The sequence below is a fragment of the Dehalococcoidia bacterium genome, assembly GCA_028711995.1.
Lineage (GTDB): Bacteria > Chloroflexota > Dehalococcoidia > SZUA-161 > SpSt-899 > JAQTRE01.
This window is the reverse complement of the sequence record JAQTRE010000004.1, coordinates 30795-47833: the sequence shown is the minus strand read 5'-3', so window position 1 is coordinate 47833 and position 17039 is coordinate 30795. Positions and strand designations below refer to the sequence as shown.

The following is a 17039-nucleotide window of genomic DNA, read 5'->3' as shown; positions in this document are numbered from 1 at the left end:
GGAAGCTAATTTAGCTTCCCTCTTGCTTACAGCAAATCCGGCTGTATCTTTCATTTAAGCAGGCGAGACCGCCAGCGGAACAGCTGCTGCCCTGAACACAATGCTTTCGCCTTCCCGATCAATGTGCACCGTGTCCCCCACATGGAACTCGCCTCGAAGAATCATATCCGAAAGAGGATCCTCGATCATCGTCTGAATCGTCCTTCTTAAAGGACGAGCCCCGAAAGCGGCATCAAAACCCTTATCTGCCAGCAGTTCCTTGGCCGGGGTGCTTACCTCAAGTCCAATATCCTGTTCCTTAAGTTGTTTTCGCACTTGCGAGAGCATCAGATCGACAATTTGAAGGATGTGCTCTTTGGTGAGAGAGTGGAAGACCACCGCACCATCCAGCCGATTGATGAATTCCGGCCGGAATGTTTTCTTCATCTCCTCAAGCAGCTTATCCCTCATTTTCTCGTATGTAACCTGGGCCACCTTGGTTTCATCCGTGCGGCTCATGAAGCCGATGGCGCTTCCCTTCTTGATTGTCTCCGCACCAATGTTGCTCGTCATGATGATGATCGTATTGCGGAAGTCCACGCGTCTTCCTTTGGCATCGGTGAGATGTCCGTCATCGAATATCTGAAGGAGGATGTTGAACACGTCGGGATGCGCCTTTTCGATTTCGTCAAGAAGGATGGCGGAATACGATTTACGTCTGACCGCCTCGGTGAGTTGCCCTCCTTCCTCATAGCCAATGTACCCCGGAGGCGCGCCTACAAGCCTGGCTACGGCATGCTTCTCCATGAACTCGGACATATCGATCCGGATCAGGGCATCCTCGCTGCCGAACATGAATTCAGCCAATGCCCGGACCAGTTCAGTTTTCCCTACACCCGTTGGTCCCAGAAAAATAAATGTTCCGATGGGCTTCCTGGTATCTTTGAGCCCTGCCCTGGCTCTTCTGACCGACTTGGAGATCAGTTCGATGGCTTCATCCTGTCCGATGATGCGCTTGTGCAAGGCCTCTTCCATCTTGAGCAGACGGCTGGTCTCATCGGCCGCCAGTTTGGTGGCCGGGATACCCGTCCACATCTCGACGACTTTGGCGATATCTTCCTCGAGAACTTCCACTTTCCCGGCGGTTTTGACCTGCTTCCAATCCTTTTGCGCCTTGACTACCTTCTCTTCCAGCTTTAACTCTCGATCTCGAAGCTCGGCGGCAAACTCATATTGTTGCTTGGCAATGGCCTGATCTTTCTCCCGGCGAACGGACTCGAGAGCCTTTTCCAGTTCTGATACCGGAAGCGGAGGCGTTAGGCTGTCAATCCGCACCCTTGAAGCCGCTTCATCGATGAGATCGATTGCCTTGTCCGGGAGGAAGCGGTCCGGTATGTAGCGGGACGCCAGTGAAGCTGCAGCCTTAATAGCTTCATCACTGATTATCAATTCATGGTGGTCTTCATAACGCGACTTTATTCCGCGGAGGATTTCAACCGTTTCTTCCACACTGGGCTCTTCCACCCGAATAGGTTGGAACCGGCGCTCAAGCGCGGTGTCTTTTTCGATGTATTTGCGAAAATCATTAGCCGTGGTGGCCCCGATGCATTGAATCTCTCCTCGCGCCAGTGAGGGCTTGAGCAGGCTGGATGCATCAACGGCGCCTTCTGCAGCTCCCGCACCCACGAGAGTGTGTAATTCATCGATAAACAGCATGCAGTTTCCTGCCGCCTTCAACTCTGCGAGGACCTTTTTGAGGCGCTCCTCGAATTCTCCCCGATACTTGGTCCCGGCAACGAGCGCTCCGATATCGAGTGTCAGCAGCCTCTTCCCTCGCAGGGTTTCGGGGATGGTGCCGTTGGCAATGCGGTGAGCAATCGCTTCGGCAATGGCCGTCTTGCCCACTCCTGCCTCTCCGATGAGAACGGGGTTGTTTTTTCTGCGTCGGCTGAGTATCTGGATTACCCTTTGCTGTTCCTTCTCTCGACCCACAACGGGGTCGAGCTTTCCAGCGGCAGCGGCAGCAGTTAGATCTATCCCTAACTGATCGAGCGTGGGGGTTTTGGAAGCAGTTTTAGCTCCGGTCCCGGCGCGATGCTGCGGCACGCTTTCACTGAGGAAGCGCGTAACCTCTGCCCGGGCTTTCTCAAGAGTGACGCCAAGGCTTTCCAGCACCCCTGCGGCTACCCCTTCATCTTCGCGCAACAAACCCAGAAGCAGATGCTCTGTGCCGATGTAGTTGTGGTTCAGGTGTCTGGCTTCATCGACGGCAAGTTCGATCACCTTCTTTGCCCGCGGAGTCAGCCCCACCTCTCCCTGGCCTTTGCTTTCGCCCCGGCCAATGATGAACTCGACTGCCGTCCTGATTTTCGGTAGTTCCACGCCAAGATTGGCCAGAACCTTTGTGCCTACGCCGGTTCCCTCACTCACTATACCCAGCAAGATATGCTCGGTACTAATGTAATTATGGTTGAAGCGCTGCGCTTCTTCCTGGGCAAGGGCCAGGACTTTTCGGGCTCTCTCGGTGAATTTATCAAATCGACTTGACATCTTTTACCCCTAGTTCTTAAACCTATCTGGATTATACGCTCCAAGTGTGAAAAGGTCAAAGTTGTGAAGCGTTTCGACTCTGAGCTACTATCCGCTAACTTGGCACGGCCTGCCTTTCCGAGAAGGATTGCCGGAAAAGCTCTTCCCTCCAAAGCTGGTACTTGCTTGCAAATATGCGCTATACCATGCGTTCATACTTCGAGAGCCTGATGGTTCGACAGGCTCACCACGAACGGAACACCTTTTCTTCCCCGTTCGCCCTGAGCTTGTCGAAGGGGATCGGGGAAGAAAAGGCCCATAACGCAGACCAATCTGAGCAAGTACTAGTTGAACGGATGGGTATACCAATCCCAGATATCACTCCCCCATAGCAAGGCGGTCATGGCTCCGATGGCCAGAAACGGGCCAAAGGGAATGGCATCCTTTCGTCCTCTCAGTTTCAACAATACTAATGCGATAGCCACCAGCCCCCCGGTGACGATGCCCACAAACAGGGCCACGAATATCCCCGCAACTCCGTTTGCCAGCCCCATCAGGAGGGCCATTTTGACATCTCCCAATCCCATGGCTTCACGGCCAATCATCATCGGCACAACCCAGACCACCAGGCCAAGGAGGACTAGGCCGCTGACGCCGCCGATCAGCGATTCGGTGATGGTGATATCGTCGCGAAGGGGGATGGTAGCCAGCGCAAAGACGCTCGCTGGAAACACTACTTTGTCCAGAATCAGGCAGTGATCCAGGTCGATGACGAAGATCACCAGGAAGATACAACTGTAAACAGCCATGATCGCGAATTCAGCTTCAGAGCCGTAATGCCACCACAAAAGGGCGAAGATAATCCCCGTTGCTAGTTCTATGCAGAAAAGCCGCCATGGGATGTGAGCCTGGCAGTATCGGCAGCGACCTCTCAACCGGAGATAGCTAATCAGTGGGATCAGGTCCTTTCTCGCCAGACGATTTCCACAGTTGGGGCAATGGGAAGGAGGCCGCACCAGAGATTGGCCTTCCGGCAGGCGGTCGATGACCACATTCAGGAAGCTGCCGATCGCAATCCCGATCAGGAACATTACGAATATCAAATTACCATCCGCTCCCAGGGTGTTCGTATGGGCTCTTCGGACATGTCATTCTGAGTTGCCGATTCCGCCCGCGCGGAATGCGCTTGACAAGAAACTCCGTACGACAAGGCAATCACACGCCATTCGTCTTTCCGGCGAAGGCCGGAATCCAGTCGCTCTTGGACCCCGGTTTTCACCGGGGAGACGGATCAAGGCTTCTCCCCCTGTAATCCAGGGGGGCTGAACAGTGCAGCGAAGAATCTCTGTTTGCCCAGAATTTGCTCTTTTCCGGCAAACAGCCGATCAGCCCATGCGTTCAGTGATTCCTGATTATACACCAATGCCTGTCCGGAGGAATGAGGGTGGACCCCAATTATCGGAAGGGGGAAACCTCAGGTGTCATTGCGAGTCCCGATGAAATCGGGGCGCGGCAATCTCTGCTTGCGCCTGCCTTGAGATTGCTTCGTCTCCCGGTAGCTCCTCGCAAAGACTTTTGACGTGTCATGCTAACGGAGGATGCCCTTGCGGTCTGAATTGACAGGGTTATCCGGTTTTCGAGGTCAGGTCGCCTTCAATGTATCGATGAATTATTCCGGAGATCAGCGTCTGATAGGGGATGCCCATTTCCAGAGCTTTCTTCTGGATGCCGCGATAATCATGCTCATAAAGCCGGATAGTGATCCGTTTGTCTTTTACCAGCGTCTTCCGTGCCGTGGCTTTAATGGCTGCGATTTCCGCTTCAGACGGAGTCGAGAGTTTCATACTGCCGGTTTCGTAAGCATTAATGATGGTCTTTTCTTCTTTGTCGTGTTTCATATTTCAGCCTCCTTATCCTTCTTGTACTCTCTGGTTGTCTTTCTGCTGGGAATGATCGTCTTCAAGAAAATGTAATCCCTTTCAACAACATGAGGCACAAGATAAACATAACCCTCCACAATGACGAAATATATCTTCTGCTCTGGATAATTCTCCTGGTCGGGATGATCGGCAATCTTCCAGACGTCGCCTTGAGACAGATGAAACACTATTTTCTCGAAAGAGATGCCCCGTTCTTCCTTCAGCCGCTCGTTCTTCTGCGGGTCCCACTCGTATCTCATAGCCTGATTGTACATCTTTTGCATGTACAACTCAACCTCATGTCAGATCAATCACCTGCCGTTCCTACTCAGAAACTCGTGATGCTCATACGCCGTTCCAGCGGGTCAACCCCCTTGATCCCCCAATCATGGGGGAAAGTGTTTGTTGTTGCAGGGAGTTGCGCCAAGCGCAACTCCCTGCAACAACCCTTCTCCTGGGGTGGGGTAGACAAAGGCCCAAGTGACAGTTTCTATTTGGGTGTATGCCGCCGCCGGCGGTATCCGTTTCTCGCAAAGACATTTGCCATGTCATTATTGGGGTCTTTGAGGCTAAGAAAACTCATGCGCTGGGGGAGGCTGTTGTGCCGTGGATCAGAGGCCAATAGCTAAAGACTCTCTTTTATCGAGTTCCAGAAATAGGTCTTCCGCATTCAAAACGAGATATTCATCTGCTAGAGGTGACAGGTCAAGCTTCACCGTGCGGCGCATTATTTCAGCTGCCATTTCCCGCTTGTCCGCATCAGGCAAACGATCGAAAGTATCGAGAAGTTGCTTCACAGATGTAGACATAACTTAATCTCCTGAACGATGATGAAACGATCCCATCCGATCCTTAGCTTGCCATAAACCAGCCCATCCGTCAAATAGGGGGATTGCCCCACCTTTCATCAGACCATCACCTCAACCTGGATACAGTTTATGCAGCCTTCGCCAAACGTTCCACTGACCGTTGCGGTCGCTTGCTGGTCAGATCATAGGCGTTTTGCAGGTTCATCCAGAACTGAGGAGTTGTTCCCAGGGCTTGTGAAAACAGCCACGCTGTTTCGGGTGTGACCCCTCGCTTACCCCGTATCACTTCATTCACCCGCTGTAGCGGTACCCCAATGTGTTGTGCAAACGCCATCTGCGTTATCCCCATCGGATCCAGGAACTCCGCTTTCAGTATCTCTCCAGGGTGCGTGGTTACTCTATTTTCCGGCAACATCTCTCTTCCCTCTTTTGCTCAGTGATAGTCCGTCAACGATACCGCATAGGCGTTGTTGTTTTCCCACTGGAAAATAATCCTCCATTGATCATTGACGCGGATACTATGATAACCCAGCAAGTCGCCTCTTAAGGTCTCCAAACGATTGCCGGGCGGTTCACGCAGGTCTTCCAAACGATGGGCCGCATTGAGAATATCCAGTTTACGAACAGCCATGATTCTTATCTCCGGCGGGAAACGACGCACTCGATTCGTGCTGCGTCCGTGGTACAGGTCTTCTGTTGCGCCGTTACCAAAGGATTCAATCACGTTGCCCTCACAAGTGAAATTATATCTGATTCACGCTTTCCGTGCAATTGTGTAGTTCGGTGTGATTAATCGAGCATTCTGCAAGCTCTCTCCGCCTGCCCTGAGATTGCTTCGTCGCCGGTGGCTCCCTCGCAAAGACATTTGGCCTGTCATGGCGAGCCCTTCGTCAGGCCTGTCCTGAGCGTGTCGAAGGGCTCAGGATAAACTCCGCGCGGCAATCTCGAAACTCCCCCTCTGGTCCCCCTCTTTCGCAAAGAGGGGGAAGCGGCAAAGCTGCAGGGGGCGTTGAATAAAGACAGTTGCGCCCCCTAGTACGATATACCCACTCCGTCTACCCCTTTTGGGCTATTTACCCTGATGGGCTCACGGAATAACATTTAATCACCTGTTAATGTTTACGGATTATTTACCAACTAGGCATCAGGAGGTGGAGAATTGTAGATAGCGGGAACAACAGCAATCATGAACCCGATGTCATTTAGGCAGGGCAACCCAAGTTGCCCAAAATAAAGGAGGAAACAAGATATGACAACACCTGTAAAAAAACCCGTGAAGAAGACCAGCCGCAAGGAAAAAGGCTTTACCCTGATTGAACTATTGGTGGTGGTGGCCATCCTGGGCGTGCTGGCAGCCGTAGTGGTTCCCAATGTGAGTAAGTTTATCGGGAGTGGTGATGAAGCGGCTGCCGATACGGAGTTGGATAACATTCAGTTGGCGGTAACCGCAGCCATGGCTGATCTTGGCATAGGGGCTGTGTCGAACTGCACTACTACTACTCCGCCGGTCTGTACTCCAATAACAACTGCATTAGATTTTGGTGATGATGATGAGGATGGCACCACTCCCAGCATCGATGTTGACTTAAATGGCGATGGTACTGATGACCTGACTACTTTAATCGGTGGTGGGGCAACCGCCATTCAGGGACACTACACAGTAGATGCAAACGGACAAGTTGTTCAAGAATGGTATCCGTAAAGACTCGGATGGTTGACGTAGAAGTTAGATAAAGAGGGAACAGGTACCCAGTGAGGTGCCTGTTCCCTTTTGTCTCACCTTCATTTATGCGAGGACAAATACGTGTATTTGCTTGTCTTCTCTTTCTCAACCGGAGGGCTTTCTTTTCCTGCACCCTATCCCAGGCAATGAGCGCAGCCCCCAGGGCAGCGTAACGGGAAATCCCCCTCGCAGTCCCCCTTTCAAAAAAGGGGGACGCTTGCTCCTCCCTTTCAGAAAGGGAGGCCGGGAGGGATTCACTTGCCGGGCTCCTTTCCACCCGGACCCGCTCTACCATGGTGGCCCTATTGAGGAATCCCGATTCACAAAACAATCTTTTCATCTTGACAAACCCTATCGATGGAAATATAGTTGGAGTACAAAAGAGGGCGCAAGGCATGAGGTTCACCCAATATTTCCTTTACACACGTCAGCGAGAGGATCGGAAAGATATCCAACTGAGGTGGATACATGAAAGTTAAATATTTCCCTGATACCGATACCTTGCTCCTGACTTTCAGCGATAAAAGAATAGCCGATACCCATGACCTGAACGAGACTATCCTGGTTGAATTGGATAAGGAGGGTCAACTGGTGAGTATGACGGTTGAACATGCCAAACACCAGACGGATATCAGTGAATTCTCTTACCAGCAAATAGCAGGATGAAGCGGGTCACAGTCTCTCAATCAGAGATTCTCTTCTCCCTCACCCCATCCCGGGCAATGAGCGCAGCCCCCCGGGCGGCGTAACGGGAAATCCTCCTCGCAGTCCCCCTTTCAAAAGAGGGGGACTTTTGCTCCTCCCTTTCGTAAAGGGAGGCCGGGAGGGATTCACTTGCCCGTCTCCTTTCCATACGGACCCGCTCCACCGTGTGGCCACCTTTGACGGCAATGGCGTTGGTCTAAATTTCACCGCAGAGAACGCAGAAAAGAAAAATGTCTTTGCGAGGAGCCGTCGGCGACGAAGTAATCCCAGGGCGGGAAAAAGGAGATTGCCACATTTCATTCGCAATGACAGTTCAAGTGTCTTTGCGAGGAGCCACCGGCGACGAAGCAATCTCAGGGGGAGAGAGGCTGAATACTGAGATGATATTACGGAGATTGCCGCGCCCCTGCGGGGCTCGCAATGACATCCTCTGGGCTTTCCTCTGTTGCATTTGGTTCCGGCTATGCCGGATCAGAAGCCATCAGCCTTTGAGCATTTTGGTGACCTCCATGACGAATCAGATACAATGCGGTATAATCAAAGCCTAACGAAAATCTGGAAGTGTCCGATGAAAAAGGAATTCAACGTCATCATTGAGCGTGACTCCGAGGGCTACTATGTTGCATCTGTGCCTTCCCTGCGTGCCTGTCATACCCAGGCCAAGTCTCTCGATGAGGTCATGGAACGAATCCAAGAAGCCATTGAACTGTGTCTTGAGGTAGAGGGCGAAGATATTGAGGCTCTCGACTTTATTGGGGTGCAGAAGGTTGTTCTGGCACAATGACAAGGCCTCTCAGAATCACCGGTAAGGAAACTATCGTTGCGTTGCACAGGGCAGGCTTTGAGCTTGTCAGAGTCAGAGGTAGTCACCACTTCATGCGTCATTCGGATGGTCGCACCACAGTCGTTCCCATGCATAGCGGCGAAATAATCGGCCCTGGTCTTATGGCTAAGATCCTCCATGATTGCGAGATGACCCGGGATGAGTTCCGGTCCCTTTTGTAGGTTGGGGAGGGATTCACTTGCCGGACTCCTTTCCATCCGGACCCGCTCTACCAGGGTGGCTATCTTGACGGCCATGGTATTGGTCAAAATTTCACCGCAGAGAACGCAGAAAAGAAAAATGTCTTTGCGAGGAGCCATCGGCGACGAAGTAATCCCAGGGCGGGAAAAAGGAGATTGCCACATTTCATTCGCAATGACAGTTCAAGTGTCTTTGCGAGGAGCCACCGGCGACGAAGCAATCTCAGGGCAGGCACAAGAGAGATTGCCACACTTCATTCGCAATGACAGTTCAAGTGTCGTTGCGAGGAGCCGTCGGCGACGAAGCAATCTCAGGGCAGGCACAAGAGAGATTGCCACACTTCATTCGCAATGACAGTTCAAGTGTCGTTGCGAGGAGCCGTCGGCGACGAAGCAATCTCAGAGAGAGCGAGAGGCTGAATACTGAGATGATATTACGGAGATTGCCGCGCCCCTGCGGGGCTCGCAATGACATTCCTATTCTCAGCGACTAAGCGTGGATTTACCTTCTCAACCGGAGGCTTTCTTTTCCTGCACCCTATCCCAGACAATGAGTGCGGCCCCCAGGGCAGCGGTGAGATGAGGCTCCGGCGGCACCAATAGGCTGCAACCCGTGTTCTCCTCCACGCTCTTGACCATCCCGATATCCTTGGCGCCTCCGCCGGTGATGACGCAGTCTTTTTCCATTCGGACCTTCTCCACCATGGTGGCTACCTTGACTGCAATGGCGTTGGTGGACTCCGGCCAGGATATATTGAAACACTTTTTTGTAAGGCTCAGCCAGACAAATTACTTGCGCAATATCAAACGCCCCCAGCGCATTCGCGCTTCCCCCTCTTTCGAAAAGAGGGGGTTAGGGGGAGTTCATGGCCACGAAGCCTCCGGCGCTATAAAATGGTATCCATGTTGCGGCGTGCTGCTATGAAAATTGATTAGCAGCACAAGGGTTACCAGTGAACCAATAGGGGGAAAGAGAGGGAATCAGGAGCCATCAGTTTTTGAGCATTTTGATGATGTGTCGGGCCAGGAATTCTTTTATCTCATTGTGTCTTGGAACCGGCTGCGATATTTTGGAGGACGGGTTTTGGTACCAATCATGCTTCGAACCGTGTCGAATCAGAATACACCCCATCTTTTCCAGTTCCCGAATCAAGTCTCGTCTTTTCATACTATTTCAAGTTCGGCGACTCTACGAACACACGGGATTTCGCCGCTCAGCAAATCTGAGATGATGTCCTTCAAATTATCCTTGAGTTCGGTCAGAGTTTCGCCTTGAGACATGTAGTCCGGGTATTCTTCCAGATAACCCAACCACATCTCTCCATCTTGCCAGTATACATATCGTTTCTTTTCCATAATGGTTCTCCTCAGAAACCAGCGATACTTCATTTTACCCGCTTATACTGGAATGTTCCACCTTACCTGAATTTCACCGCAGAGAGCGCCGGGGATCGCTGAGAAATGAAAATAGAAATGTCTTTGCGAGGAGCTACTGGCGACGAAGCAATCTCAGGGGGGAGAGGGGGAATACAGAGCTGCGCTCTTGGAGGTTGCCGCGCCCCTGCGGAGCTCGCAATGACATTCTCTGGGCTTTCCGCGGTTGCATTTGTTCCCGGATACGCCGGGTCAGGAGCCATCAGCTTTTGAGCATTTTGATGGCTGGATTAAAGCAAACTCAACAACTGGCACTGAGAGCCTCACAAGATCACAAGCGTTATTGACAATGGTGGCATATTATGACACCATACATCTGTGAACAAGCGGCATCAGAAGACGCTCGACGCTATTTTCGAGAGTCCCGTTCGGTCAGACATCCTATGGAAAGACATCGAGGCACTATTCATAGCGGTAGGAGCTGACTTGTCTGAAGGCCGAGGATCCCGAGTCAGGGTTGCACTGCAAGGTGTAAGGGCTGTTTTTCACAGGCCGCATCCACAAAAAACGACGGATAAAGGTGCCGTCAAATCCGTGCAAAGGTTCTTGAAAGAAGCGGGGGTTGAACCATAATGGAATACAAAGGATACATCGGAAAGGTTGAATTGGATGAGGAAGCCGGTATCCTTCACGGCGAGGTAATTAATACAAGAGATGTCATCACCTTTCAAGGTCAAACCGTTGCAGAGATAACTCAGTCGTTTCGGGATTCGATTGATGATTATCTAGACTTCTGTAAGACACGCGGAGAGAAACCGGAGAAACCATACTCGGGCAAATTTACGCTGAGACTTGAGCCCGATCTCCACCGCAAAATCCATATTAAAGCCAATCTGGAAAATACGAGCGTGAACACCTGGGTTACAGAAGTGCTTGAATCCGCAGTCTCTGTTGCCGAAAAATAGAAGTAATCTTCTCGTGGATTAGCCTGCTCAACCGGAGGCTTTCTTCTCTTGCACCCTATCCCAGGCGATGAGCGCAGCCCCCAGCGCAGCGGTCAACTGAGGCTCCGGAGGCACCAGTAATTGGCAATTCGTGTTCTCCTCTATGCTCTTCACCAGCCCAGTGTCTTTAGCGCCTCCGCCGGTGATGACGCAGTCTTTTTCCATCCGGACCCGCTCCACCATAGTGGCTACCTTGACGGCAATAGCGTGGTGAACTCCGGCCAGGATATCCTCTTTCTTCTCGCCTTCAGCCACCCGTGAGACGGCTTCAGACTCGGTGAACACAGCGCAACTGGTGGTGAATTTGACTACCTTCGTAGCCTTGAGGGAAAGCGGGCCGATCTCCTCCAGAGGTACTCCTAGAACCCGGGCTATCACCTGCAAAAAACGGCCGCTGCCGGCAGCGCACTTCTCATTGACTGTGAAGTCGGCTGGGCGGCCTTTCCCATCCAGTTTGATGATCTTAGTAGATTGCCCGCCGATGTCAATCACCGTCCGGGCCGAGGGAAACAGATGGCTGATAGCCCGCGCCTGGCAGGATATCTCGGTCATCTGCTCCTTTTCAAAAGGTACGTTGGCGGCCCCGTATCCGGTGGAAACGATCAGAGCGATTTCCGGAAACTTGATCCCCGCCTTGTCCAGAGCGATTTGGAATACTTCTCGAGCGGTCTCACGGTAGTTCTTCCCGGAGAGCATCACATGGTGAGAAACCATAATCCCATCGCCGAGGATCACTGCTTTCGCGTAGGCCGCACCGCTATCAATTCCGGCTACATAAATCATTCTTCATGTCCTCAATAGAGTGTCTGTCATTGCGAACCCTTCGGTAAACTCAGGATAAACTCCGTGCGGCAATCTCTTTGCTCGCCTTGAGATTGCTTCGTCGCCTGGCGGCTCCTCGCAAAGACACTTTGCTCAGCCGAAAAAGGTGGCTTCCTCCAGCCGACGCTTTTTGCCTCCCAATTCCTCGCCTCTCTCCAGCGCTTTGAGGGCCAATTCACGGCCCAGCAAGGCAGCCCCGATGGCTCCGGTGATCAGTGGCTCCTCGGGCACCAGAGGGCGGAAACCGAGCCTGTTTTCAAATGCCTTGACTAAACCGATATTCTTGGCTCCCCCGCCGGTGAGCACCACATCCCTTTCTATCTTGAGTCTATCGGCCATGCCGCAGACCCGGCTGGCGATGGATTCGAACAATCCGGCCGCCACATTTTCTATTGCTGCTCCCTCAGACAAGCGGGAGACGATTTCCTGCTCGGCAAATACGGTACAGGTGCTGCTGACATTCTCCTTCTTAGTGGCCGTCAGAGAGAGTTGAGCCATCTCATCAAGGCCCAGCCCAAGGGCTTCAGCGATCACTTCCAGAAAGCGGCCGGTACCTGCAGCGCACTTGTCATTCATAACGAAGTTGGACACCTTGCCATCGACCAGCTTGATGGCCTTGCTGTCCTGGCCGCCGATATCGATGACAGTGCGAACGGTGGGGAAAAGGCTGTAAACGCCGCGGGCATGGCAGGTGATCTCCGTGATTTGTTTATCGGCGAAGGGAACGTTGATGCGCCCATAGCCGGTAGCTACGACATAGGCGACTTGTTCAAAGGGGAGTTGCGCTTTCTCCAGGGCCTGCTGCATCACTTTGTTGGCCAGCCGCCGATGCTCAGCCCCGGTGGGGCCGATCACCGAAGCCCTGATATTCGCATCCATCAGGACTACTTTGGTCATCGTCGAGCCGATATCTACACCGGCGGTAATAAGTTGCATCATATCCCCTTGGTATGTTCGATCATGCAATCCGGGCCGATGATAGCATTGCTCGCTGTGGCTGTCAACCTCTCAAAGGGGGTGATGCTGGCTCGGCAGGATCCCTCGTTCGAACGTAAGGAATCGGCTCATTGAGGCCCTCTCAGAAGGGTATTGACAGCGGGGATATCTTCTGTTCTACTCTATGATCGAGGTACGAGGATATACTTTTCCCGGAAATCAGACCTGAAATACGGATTCAACACTCTGTTTAAGTCTTACGGTTTTCGCTTTGTGTTCAGGTGCTCATGGATGGAATAATTATACTGGCGCTTGCGCTGACGATTGATCTGGTCGTGGGAGACCCGCCGACGTTGTTGCATCCCGTCGGATGGATGGGCAAACTGATTTCCCTTGCCGAGAGACTCGCTCCGAAGGGCCGCCCCAATGCGCAGTTCTTCTATGGGATCGGGATGGTTCTTGTGGGCATCATCTCATTCGTTGTCCCGATCTATTTCTTGCTGGTATATGTGAGCGAGGGCAGCAGGATTATCTATGTGATCGTCGGGGCGTTGATATTGAAATCGACCTTTTCGATAAGGGGCCTGCGCTCTGCTGCAGTGAAGGTGAGAGATCGACTGAATGATAATCAACTGGCAGACGCACGCGCTGGGATGGGGGCTTTGGTCAGTCGAAACCCTGAGGATCTGGATGAGGCTCTCGTCATAGCAGCCACTGTAGAGTCGGTGGCGGAAAACACCTCCGATAGTATTGTGGCCCCGCTCTTCTGGTTCCTGATCCTCGGCATACCGGGAGCAGTGGGCTATCGGGTGGTCAACACCTTCGATTCCATGATCGGTTATCACGGCAAGTACGAATATCTGGGCAAATTCGCCGCTCGCCTGGACGATGTGCTCAACTTCATTCCGGCCAGGCTCACCGCTCTGATGATGGTGGCGGCTGCTTTCATAGCTCGAAAAGAAGGCCGGGCTGCTTGGAACATCATGTTGCGCGATCACAGCAAAACCGAAAGCCCCAATGCCGGTTGGCCGATGAGTGCAGCTGCCGGAGCTTTGGAGATAGAGCTGGAGAAGGTGGGACACTACAAGCTGGGTGAGGCAAAAAGCACGCTCACCCTGGAGAAAATCAACTCGGTGCTGCTTTTGATGTGCCTTGTGGCCTTGATTTGCGCAGTGCTGTGCTTTAGCATGAAAGGGATAATCTATGGTGTTGCGTCCTAGACCGGAAATAGAAGCGCTCGAAATCTGTCCTCATGGAGGCCCCGATTATGCCGAACTCGGACGGCTGGGGATAAAGCCGGAAGAGGTGCTGGATTTCAGCGTCAGCGCCAATCCTTTCGGGCCTTCGCCGGGAATTGCACAAGCTCTGACTTCAGTAGCCATCGATCGCTATCCGGATTCGGAATCGGCCGAACTCAAGAGTGCGCTGGCCGAGAGCATTGGCATAAGTGCGAAGAATATCATTATCGGCAGCGGATCGATGGAATTGATCCGGCTCATCGCCCTGGCCTATTTCGGCAGTGACGATGATGTGCTGATCATCGAGCCTACCTTTGGGGAATATGAGGTTGCCTGTCGCATCGCCGGATCGAAGGTCATCAAACACCGTTCGTCAGCGGAAGAGGATTTCAGGCTGAATTTAAACGAAGTCGCGGAGCTGCTTCGATCCCATCGTCCCAAAGGCCTGTTCCTGTGCAATCCGAACAATCCTACGGGCTTGTACCTTACCAGGCCCGAGGTTGAAGAGATTTGCTCGGCTTGCGAAAACACCCTCTTGATTCTAGATGAGGCTTACATCGCTTTTGCTGAAAATCCATGGAGATCGCAGGAGTTGATTGGTCGGGGCAATGTGATCATCCTGCGCTCGATGACCAAGGACTACGCTCTGGCCGGTCTCCGCTTGGGATATGCGATTGCCAGCGCTGAGATTATCCGAGCCCTGAGAAAAGTGTGTCTTCCTTGGAATGTCAACGCGATGGCCCAGTCTGCCGGGATAATGGCCTTGAGAGACTCAGTCCACCTGCAGAGTTCTCTGGAAGAGACTCGGCTGATTCACGCATTTCTAAGAGAAGAGCTGTCCCAACTGGGTCTTTCCCCTCTTCCCTCCGGCGCGCACTTTTTCTTGGTCAGGGTAGGCGATGCAAAGCAATTCAGGGAAAGGCTTCTCCGGTATGGAATCATGGTTCGCGATTGTGCTTCATTCGGCTTGCCGGAATATGTCCGCATCTCTCCCCGGCCTTTGCCGGACTGCCGGCGATTGATCGCCGCAATCGGAGAGATGTGGAAATGAATCGGTTGATTATATCCATATCCATTCTGGTTCTTATCCTGTTGGGTGTATGCAATGGCTGCTCTGGTGGCGGGGGTGCAGATTCGCTCAAGCCTTCAGTGAGGGTGGTGGGGATATTTCTCGGCGATACTTCCAGTGCCACGCTTACGGTTGATACCACGATTGAGATCGATAACCCCAATCCAATCGGGGCCACGCTGGAAAAGATCGAGTGCCACGTGCGGTTTGGGCACAAGGAGAAGTGGTATCTGCTGGGCAACGGCGAGAGAGGAACGCTCGATATCAGCGCCAGTTCTACGACCAATCTGGTGGTTCAAGTTGTGGAAGACAAAGAGAGATCGAGCTTGCTCATGGAGTCGCTATTCGGCACCGATCCCTCCCGTCTGAAAGTGGAGGGAGATGCATGGCTGAAGGTCGGTGCCGATTCCTACAAGGTGAGTTTTGAGAAGATGGTCACCAATCCGCTGAAGACGTAAAAAGCCGGATGGGACTATTTGAGCCAAAGATGAGCGTACTGAACGTCAGAGTAATCCCCAACGCAAAGCAAAACAAGGTTGTGAGCGAACAGGGGCAACTGAAGGCTTACGTAACCGCTCCGCCCGATAAGGGCCGGGCCAATAAGGCCATGATTGAACTCCTGGCCGATCATTTCAATGTCAAAAAGAGCAGCATCCGCATTATCAGGGGAGAAACGTCACGCAACAAGGTGGTGGAGATCACCGTCTGACAAAGCAGGGCAGATGAGCCAAAATCATCTGCCCTGCTCAAACCGCCGCCCTTGTTAGACGGGTTCTCTCACGTCGGATCGGATGCCCATCTTTCCCAGCCGTTCATTGATCGTGGTGACTTTCTTCATATCCTCGGTATCCAGATGGAGAAACAGATCCTTTTCGGCTGCGTCTTCTGTTCCAGAAGTGTATATGGCCTTTACCGCGACCCCTTCCTCCTGCAATATCTGCATGGTCTTGCAGATGCGATCCGGGGTTCCGCCTTCGCGTACGACGATGCGCTGGCCACTTACATTGATGCCCAGCAGCGGATTGAGTATCTTATAGAAGTAGTCATTTGTTGTGAGGATGCCTACCAGTTTGTCGTTTTCCACCACTGGCAGCGAACCTACACCGTGGTTCTGAGCAAGGGTTGCTGCTGCCTCTACACTTGCATCGGGGGAAACTGTGATCACCGATTTTCTCATCGCTTCCCGGACCGTCATCTTGGCTAGAAGGTAGTTGATTTCCCATACGCTCAGCGAGGTGGCGGCGGAAGGAGCAGCCCGCTGCAGTACATTCTTGGTTACGATGCCTACCAGTTTGCCCTTGTCCACTACCGGAAGACGCTCAAATTTGTGAGCTTCCATGATCTTCCTGGCGTCCATGATCGGAGTACTGCTGGGGATAGTCACTACGTTGGTTGTCATAATGTCTCTCACTAACATGGGCATCCTCCTTCTTGTTTTGGTTTCTCAGTTCATGCCTGGGGAACCTTTGTACCCTGGCAGAGGGGACTTCACTCGATATTCGTAGTGGATGAAGTCCTGATCCAAGTTTTCTCTCACTATACCATATCTCCGACTTTGAGAGAAGACCCCATAGTACGTTTTGACAACCAAAAATCAATTCGCTATAGTAAGGCTGCAACTGAATACGGGTGTTTGTTGGTGCTTTCAAAGCTTAAAAAGGGAAGACTGTGAAAATCAGTCGCGGTCCCGCCGCTGTGATTGGAGACGAAACTCGAGAAACTGCCACTGTTCTGTGTTAACGGAATGGGAAGGCCTCCAGGAGTAGGAAGACCCAGGAGTCAGAAGACCTGCCAGCAAATCCCCTCAAAGCCTTCAAGGCGGAGTGCGTGGGAGATGGTAAATCCCTAAGCCAGATAAGTGGTTTAGGGATTTTTTGTTTTGTAGCCGGCCAAAAACAATAAGGAGCAA

At 52.4% G+C, this 17039-nt stretch carries 23 protein-coding genes and 1 riboswitch; of the genes, 10 read left to right on the top strand and 13 right to left on the bottom strand.

Translation table 11 applies throughout. The annotated features are described in order from the left end of the window. Nucleotides 1–54 precede the first annotated feature (54 nt). The 7 genes from PHV74_01645 to PHV74_01615 form a co-directional block, all read right to left on the bottom strand. Nucleotides 55–2529 (bottom strand): ATP-dependent Clp protease ATP-binding subunit, encoded by a 2475-nt coding sequence (locus PHV74_01645; protein ID MDD5093074.1) that lies wholly within the window; start codon nucleotides 2527–2529, stop codon nucleotides 55–57. A gap of 323 nt (nucleotides 2530–2852) precedes the next feature. Continuing rightward, nucleotides 2853–3611 (bottom strand): prepilin peptidase, encoded by a 759-nt coding sequence (locus tag PHV74_01640; protein MDD5093073.1) that lies wholly within the window; start codon nucleotides 3609–3611, stop codon nucleotides 2853–2855. 522 nt (nucleotides 3612–4133) lie between these two features. Then, entirely contained in the window at nucleotides 4134–4406 is a 273-nt protein-coding gene (locus tag PHV74_01635; protein ID MDD5093072.1) for a hypothetical protein, read from the bottom strand. Beyond that, entirely contained in the window at nucleotides 4403–4711 is a 309-nt protein-coding gene (locus PHV74_01630) for a BrnT family toxin (GenBank protein MDD5093071.1), read from the bottom strand. Before PHV74_01630 ends, PHV74_01635 begins: the two co-directional genes overlap by 4 nt. A gap of 327 nt (nucleotides 4712–5038) precedes the next feature. Continuing rightward, nucleotides 5039–5236: a hypothetical protein gene (locus PHV74_01625; GenBank protein MDD5093070.1), complete on the bottom strand. Its 198-nt coding sequence runs from the start codon at nucleotides 5234–5236 to the stop codon at nucleotides 5039–5041. Between the two features lie 127 nt (nucleotides 5237–5363). After that, entirely contained in the window at nucleotides 5364–5651 is a 288-nt protein-coding gene (locus PHV74_01620; protein MDD5093069.1) for a HigA family addiction module antitoxin, read from the bottom strand. 18 nt (nucleotides 5652–5669) lie between these two features. Next, the gene (locus PHV74_01615) at nucleotides 5670–5960 is read right to left on the bottom strand and encodes a type II toxin-antitoxin system RelE/ParE family toxin (protein ID MDD5093068.1); all 291 of its coding nucleotides are present in this window, start codon (nucleotides 5958–5960) and stop codon (nucleotides 5670–5672) included. Nucleotides 5961–6485: 525 nt separating this feature from the next. On the opposite strand from PHV74_01615, the gene PHV74_01610 reads away from it, so the two are divergent. From PHV74_01610 to PHV74_01595, 4 genes are all read left to right on the top strand, one after another. Next, complete coding sequence (locus PHV74_01610; protein MDD5093067.1) at nucleotides 6486–6938, top strand: type II secretion system protein; 453 nt, start codon at nucleotides 6486–6488, stop codon at nucleotides 6936–6938. Nucleotides 6939–7427: 489 nt separating this feature from the next. Beyond that, nucleotides 7428–7625, top strand: a complete 198-nt coding sequence (locus tag PHV74_01605; GenBank protein MDD5093066.1) for a DUF2283 domain-containing protein — start codon at nucleotides 7428–7430, stop codon at nucleotides 7623–7625. Nucleotides 7626–8232: 607 nt separating this feature from the next. After that, nucleotides 8233–8448 (top strand): type II toxin-antitoxin system HicB family antitoxin, encoded by a 216-nt coding sequence (locus PHV74_01600; protein MDD5093065.1) that lies wholly within the window; start codon nucleotides 8233–8235, stop codon nucleotides 8446–8448. After that, complete coding sequence (locus PHV74_01595; GenBank protein MDD5093064.1) at nucleotides 8445–8669, top strand: type II toxin-antitoxin system HicA family toxin; 225 nt, start codon at nucleotides 8445–8447, stop codon at nucleotides 8667–8669. Before PHV74_01600 ends, PHV74_01595 begins: the two co-directional genes overlap by 4 nt. Before the next feature lie 528 nt (nucleotides 8670–9197). Here PHV74_01595 and PHV74_01590 read toward each other — a convergent pair. The 3 genes from PHV74_01590 to PHV74_01580 form a co-directional block, all read right to left on the bottom strand. Continuing rightward, on the bottom strand, nucleotides 9198–9392 hold the full coding sequence (locus PHV74_01590; GenBank protein ID MDD5093063.1) for a hypothetical protein: 195 nt from the start codon (nucleotides 9390–9392) through the stop codon (nucleotides 9198–9200). 286 nt (nucleotides 9393–9678) lie between these two features. Next, entirely contained in the window at nucleotides 9679–9855 is a 177-nt protein-coding gene (locus PHV74_01585) for a type II toxin-antitoxin system HicA family toxin (GenBank protein ID MDD5093062.1), read from the bottom strand. Next, nucleotides 9852–10043, bottom strand: a complete 192-nt coding sequence (locus tag PHV74_01580; protein MDD5093061.1) for a type II toxin-antitoxin system HicB family antitoxin — start codon at nucleotides 10041–10043, stop codon at nucleotides 9852–9854. The genes PHV74_01585 and PHV74_01580 overlap by 4 nt, the downstream gene beginning before the upstream one ends. Before the next feature lie 396 nt (nucleotides 10044–10439). Here PHV74_01580 and PHV74_01575 point away from each other — a divergent pair, with 396 nt between their 5' ends. After that, nucleotides 10440–10694: a type II toxin-antitoxin system HicA family toxin gene (locus PHV74_01575; protein ID MDD5093060.1), complete on the top strand. Its 255-nt coding sequence runs from the start codon at nucleotides 10440–10442 to the stop codon at nucleotides 10692–10694. Next, nucleotides 10694–11026, top strand: a complete 333-nt coding sequence (locus PHV74_01570) for a type II toxin-antitoxin system HicB family antitoxin (GenBank protein MDD5093059.1) — start codon at nucleotides 10694–10696, stop codon at nucleotides 11024–11026. Before PHV74_01575 ends, PHV74_01570 begins: the two co-directional genes overlap by 1 nt. 27 nt (nucleotides 11027–11053) lie before the next feature. On the opposite strand, the gene PHV74_01565 is transcribed toward PHV74_01570, so the two are convergent. Next, nucleotides 11054–11848: an acyl-CoA dehydratase activase gene (locus PHV74_01565; protein MDD5093058.1), complete on the bottom strand. Its 795-nt coding sequence runs from the start codon at nucleotides 11846–11848 to the stop codon at nucleotides 11054–11056. A gap of 132 nt (nucleotides 11849–11980) precedes the next feature. Next, nucleotides 11981–12826, bottom strand: a complete 846-nt coding sequence (locus PHV74_01560; protein MDD5093057.1) for an acyl-CoA dehydratase activase — start codon at nucleotides 12824–12826, stop codon at nucleotides 11981–11983. A 284-nt stretch (nucleotides 12827–13110) separates the two neighbouring features. Between PHV74_01560 and PHV74_01555 the strand changes: the two genes are divergently transcribed. The 4 genes from PHV74_01555 to PHV74_01540 are packed head-to-tail and all read left to right on the top strand — an operon-like array spanning nucleotide 13111 to nucleotide 15839. Further along, complete coding sequence (locus tag PHV74_01555; GenBank protein MDD5093056.1) at nucleotides 13111–14043, top strand: cobalamin biosynthesis protein; 933 nt, start codon at nucleotides 13111–13113, stop codon at nucleotides 14041–14043. Further along, the gene (locus tag PHV74_01550) at nucleotides 14027–15112 is read left to right on the top strand and encodes a histidinol-phosphate transaminase (GenBank protein MDD5093055.1); all 1086 of its coding nucleotides are present in this window, start codon (nucleotides 14027–14029) and stop codon (nucleotides 15110–15112) included. The genes PHV74_01555 and PHV74_01550 overlap by 17 nt, the downstream gene beginning before the upstream one ends. Then, nucleotides 15109–15588, top strand: a complete 480-nt coding sequence (locus tag PHV74_01545; protein MDD5093054.1) for a hypothetical protein — start codon at nucleotides 15109–15111, stop codon at nucleotides 15586–15588. Before PHV74_01550 ends, PHV74_01545 begins: the two co-directional genes overlap by 4 nt. Nucleotides 15589–15617: 29 nt before the next feature. Continuing rightward, nucleotides 15618–15839, top strand: coding sequence for a DUF167 domain-containing protein (locus PHV74_01540; GenBank protein ID MDD5093053.1), 222 nt, complete (start codon nucleotides 15618–15620; stop codon nucleotides 15837–15839). A gap of 54 nt (nucleotides 15840–15893) precedes the next feature. Here PHV74_01540 and PHV74_01535 read toward each other — a convergent pair whose 3' ends face one another. Then, nucleotides 15894–16547 carry a CBS domain-containing protein gene (locus PHV74_01535; GenBank protein MDD5093052.1) on the bottom strand — a complete coding sequence of 218 codons (654 nt, stop codon included), beginning with the start codon at nucleotides 16545–16547 and terminating at the stop codon, nucleotides 15894–15896. Nucleotides 16548–16750: 203 nt separating this feature from the next. Next, nucleotides 16751–16941, top strand: a riboswitch (cobalamin riboswitch). Nucleotides 16942–17039 lie beyond the last annotated feature (98 nt).

Bases quoted from the DNA above. Each gene is read 5' to 3' on its own strand.
- PHV74_01645 (MDD5093074.1), bottom strand. From the start codon at position 2,529: ATGTCAAGTCGATTTGATAAATTCACCGAGAGAGCCCGAAAAGTCCTG.
- PHV74_01635 (MDD5093072.1), bottom strand. From the start codon at position 4,406: ATGAAACACGACAAAGAAGAAAAGACCATCATTAATGCTTACGAAACC.
- PHV74_01630 (MDD5093071.1), bottom strand. From the start codon at position 4,711: ATGCAAAAGATGTACAATCAGGCTATGAGATACGAGTGGGACCCGCAG.
- PHV74_01625 (MDD5093070.1), bottom strand. From the start codon at position 5,236: ATGTCTACATCTGTGAAGCAACTTCTCGATACTTTCGATCGTTTGCCT.
- PHV74_01620 (MDD5093069.1), bottom strand. From the start codon at position 5,651: ATGTTGCCGGAAAATAGAGTAACCACGCACCCTGGAGAGATACTGAAA.
- PHV74_01610 (MDD5093067.1), top strand. From the start codon at position 6,486: ATGACAACACCTGTAAAAAAACCCGTGAAGAAGACCAGCCGCAAGGAA.
- PHV74_01605 (MDD5093066.1), top strand. From the start codon at position 7,428: ATGAAAGTTAAATATTTCCCTGATACCGATACCTTGCTCCTGACTTTC.
- PHV74_01600 (MDD5093065.1), top strand. From the start codon at position 8,233: ATGAAAAAGGAATTCAACGTCATCATTGAGCGTGACTCCGAGGGCTAC.
- PHV74_01595 (MDD5093064.1), top strand. From the start codon at position 8,445: ATGACAAGGCCTCTCAGAATCACCGGTAAGGAAACTATCGTTGCGTTG.
- PHV74_01590 (MDD5093063.1), bottom strand. From the start codon at position 9,392: ATGGTGGAGAAGGTCCGAATGGAAAAAGACTGCGTCATCACCGGCGGA.
- PHV74_01585 (MDD5093062.1), bottom strand. From the start codon at position 9,855: ATGAAAAGACGAGACTTGATTCGGGAACTGGAAAAGATGGGGTGTATT.
- PHV74_01580 (MDD5093061.1), bottom strand. From the start codon at position 10,043: ATGGAAAAGAAACGATATGTATACTGGCAAGATGGAGAGATGTGGTTG.
- PHV74_01570 (MDD5093059.1), top strand. From the start codon at position 10,694: ATGGAATACAAAGGATACATCGGAAAGGTTGAATTGGATGAGGAAGCC.
- PHV74_01565 (MDD5093058.1), bottom strand. From the start codon at position 11,848: ATGATTTATGTAGCCGGAATTGATAGCGGTGCGGCCTACGCGAAAGCA.
- PHV74_01560 (MDD5093057.1), bottom strand. From the start codon at position 12,826: ATGATGCAACTTATTACCGCCGGTGTAGATATCGGCTCGACGATGACC.
- PHV74_01555 (MDD5093056.1), top strand. From the start codon at position 13,111: ATGGATGGAATAATTATACTGGCGCTTGCGCTGACGATTGATCTGGTC.
- PHV74_01550 (MDD5093055.1), top strand. From the start codon at position 14,027: ATGGTGTTGCGTCCTAGACCGGAAATAGAAGCGCTCGAAATCTGTCCT.
- PHV74_01545 (MDD5093054.1), top strand. From the start codon at position 15,109: ATGAATCGGTTGATTATATCCATATCCATTCTGGTTCTTATCCTGTTG.
- PHV74_01540 (MDD5093053.1), top strand. From the start codon at position 15,618: ATGAGCGTACTGAACGTCAGAGTAATCCCCAACGCAAAGCAAAACAAG.
- PHV74_01535 (MDD5093052.1), bottom strand. From the start codon at position 16,547: ATGTTAGTGAGAGACATTATGACAACCAACGTAGTGACTATCCCCAGC.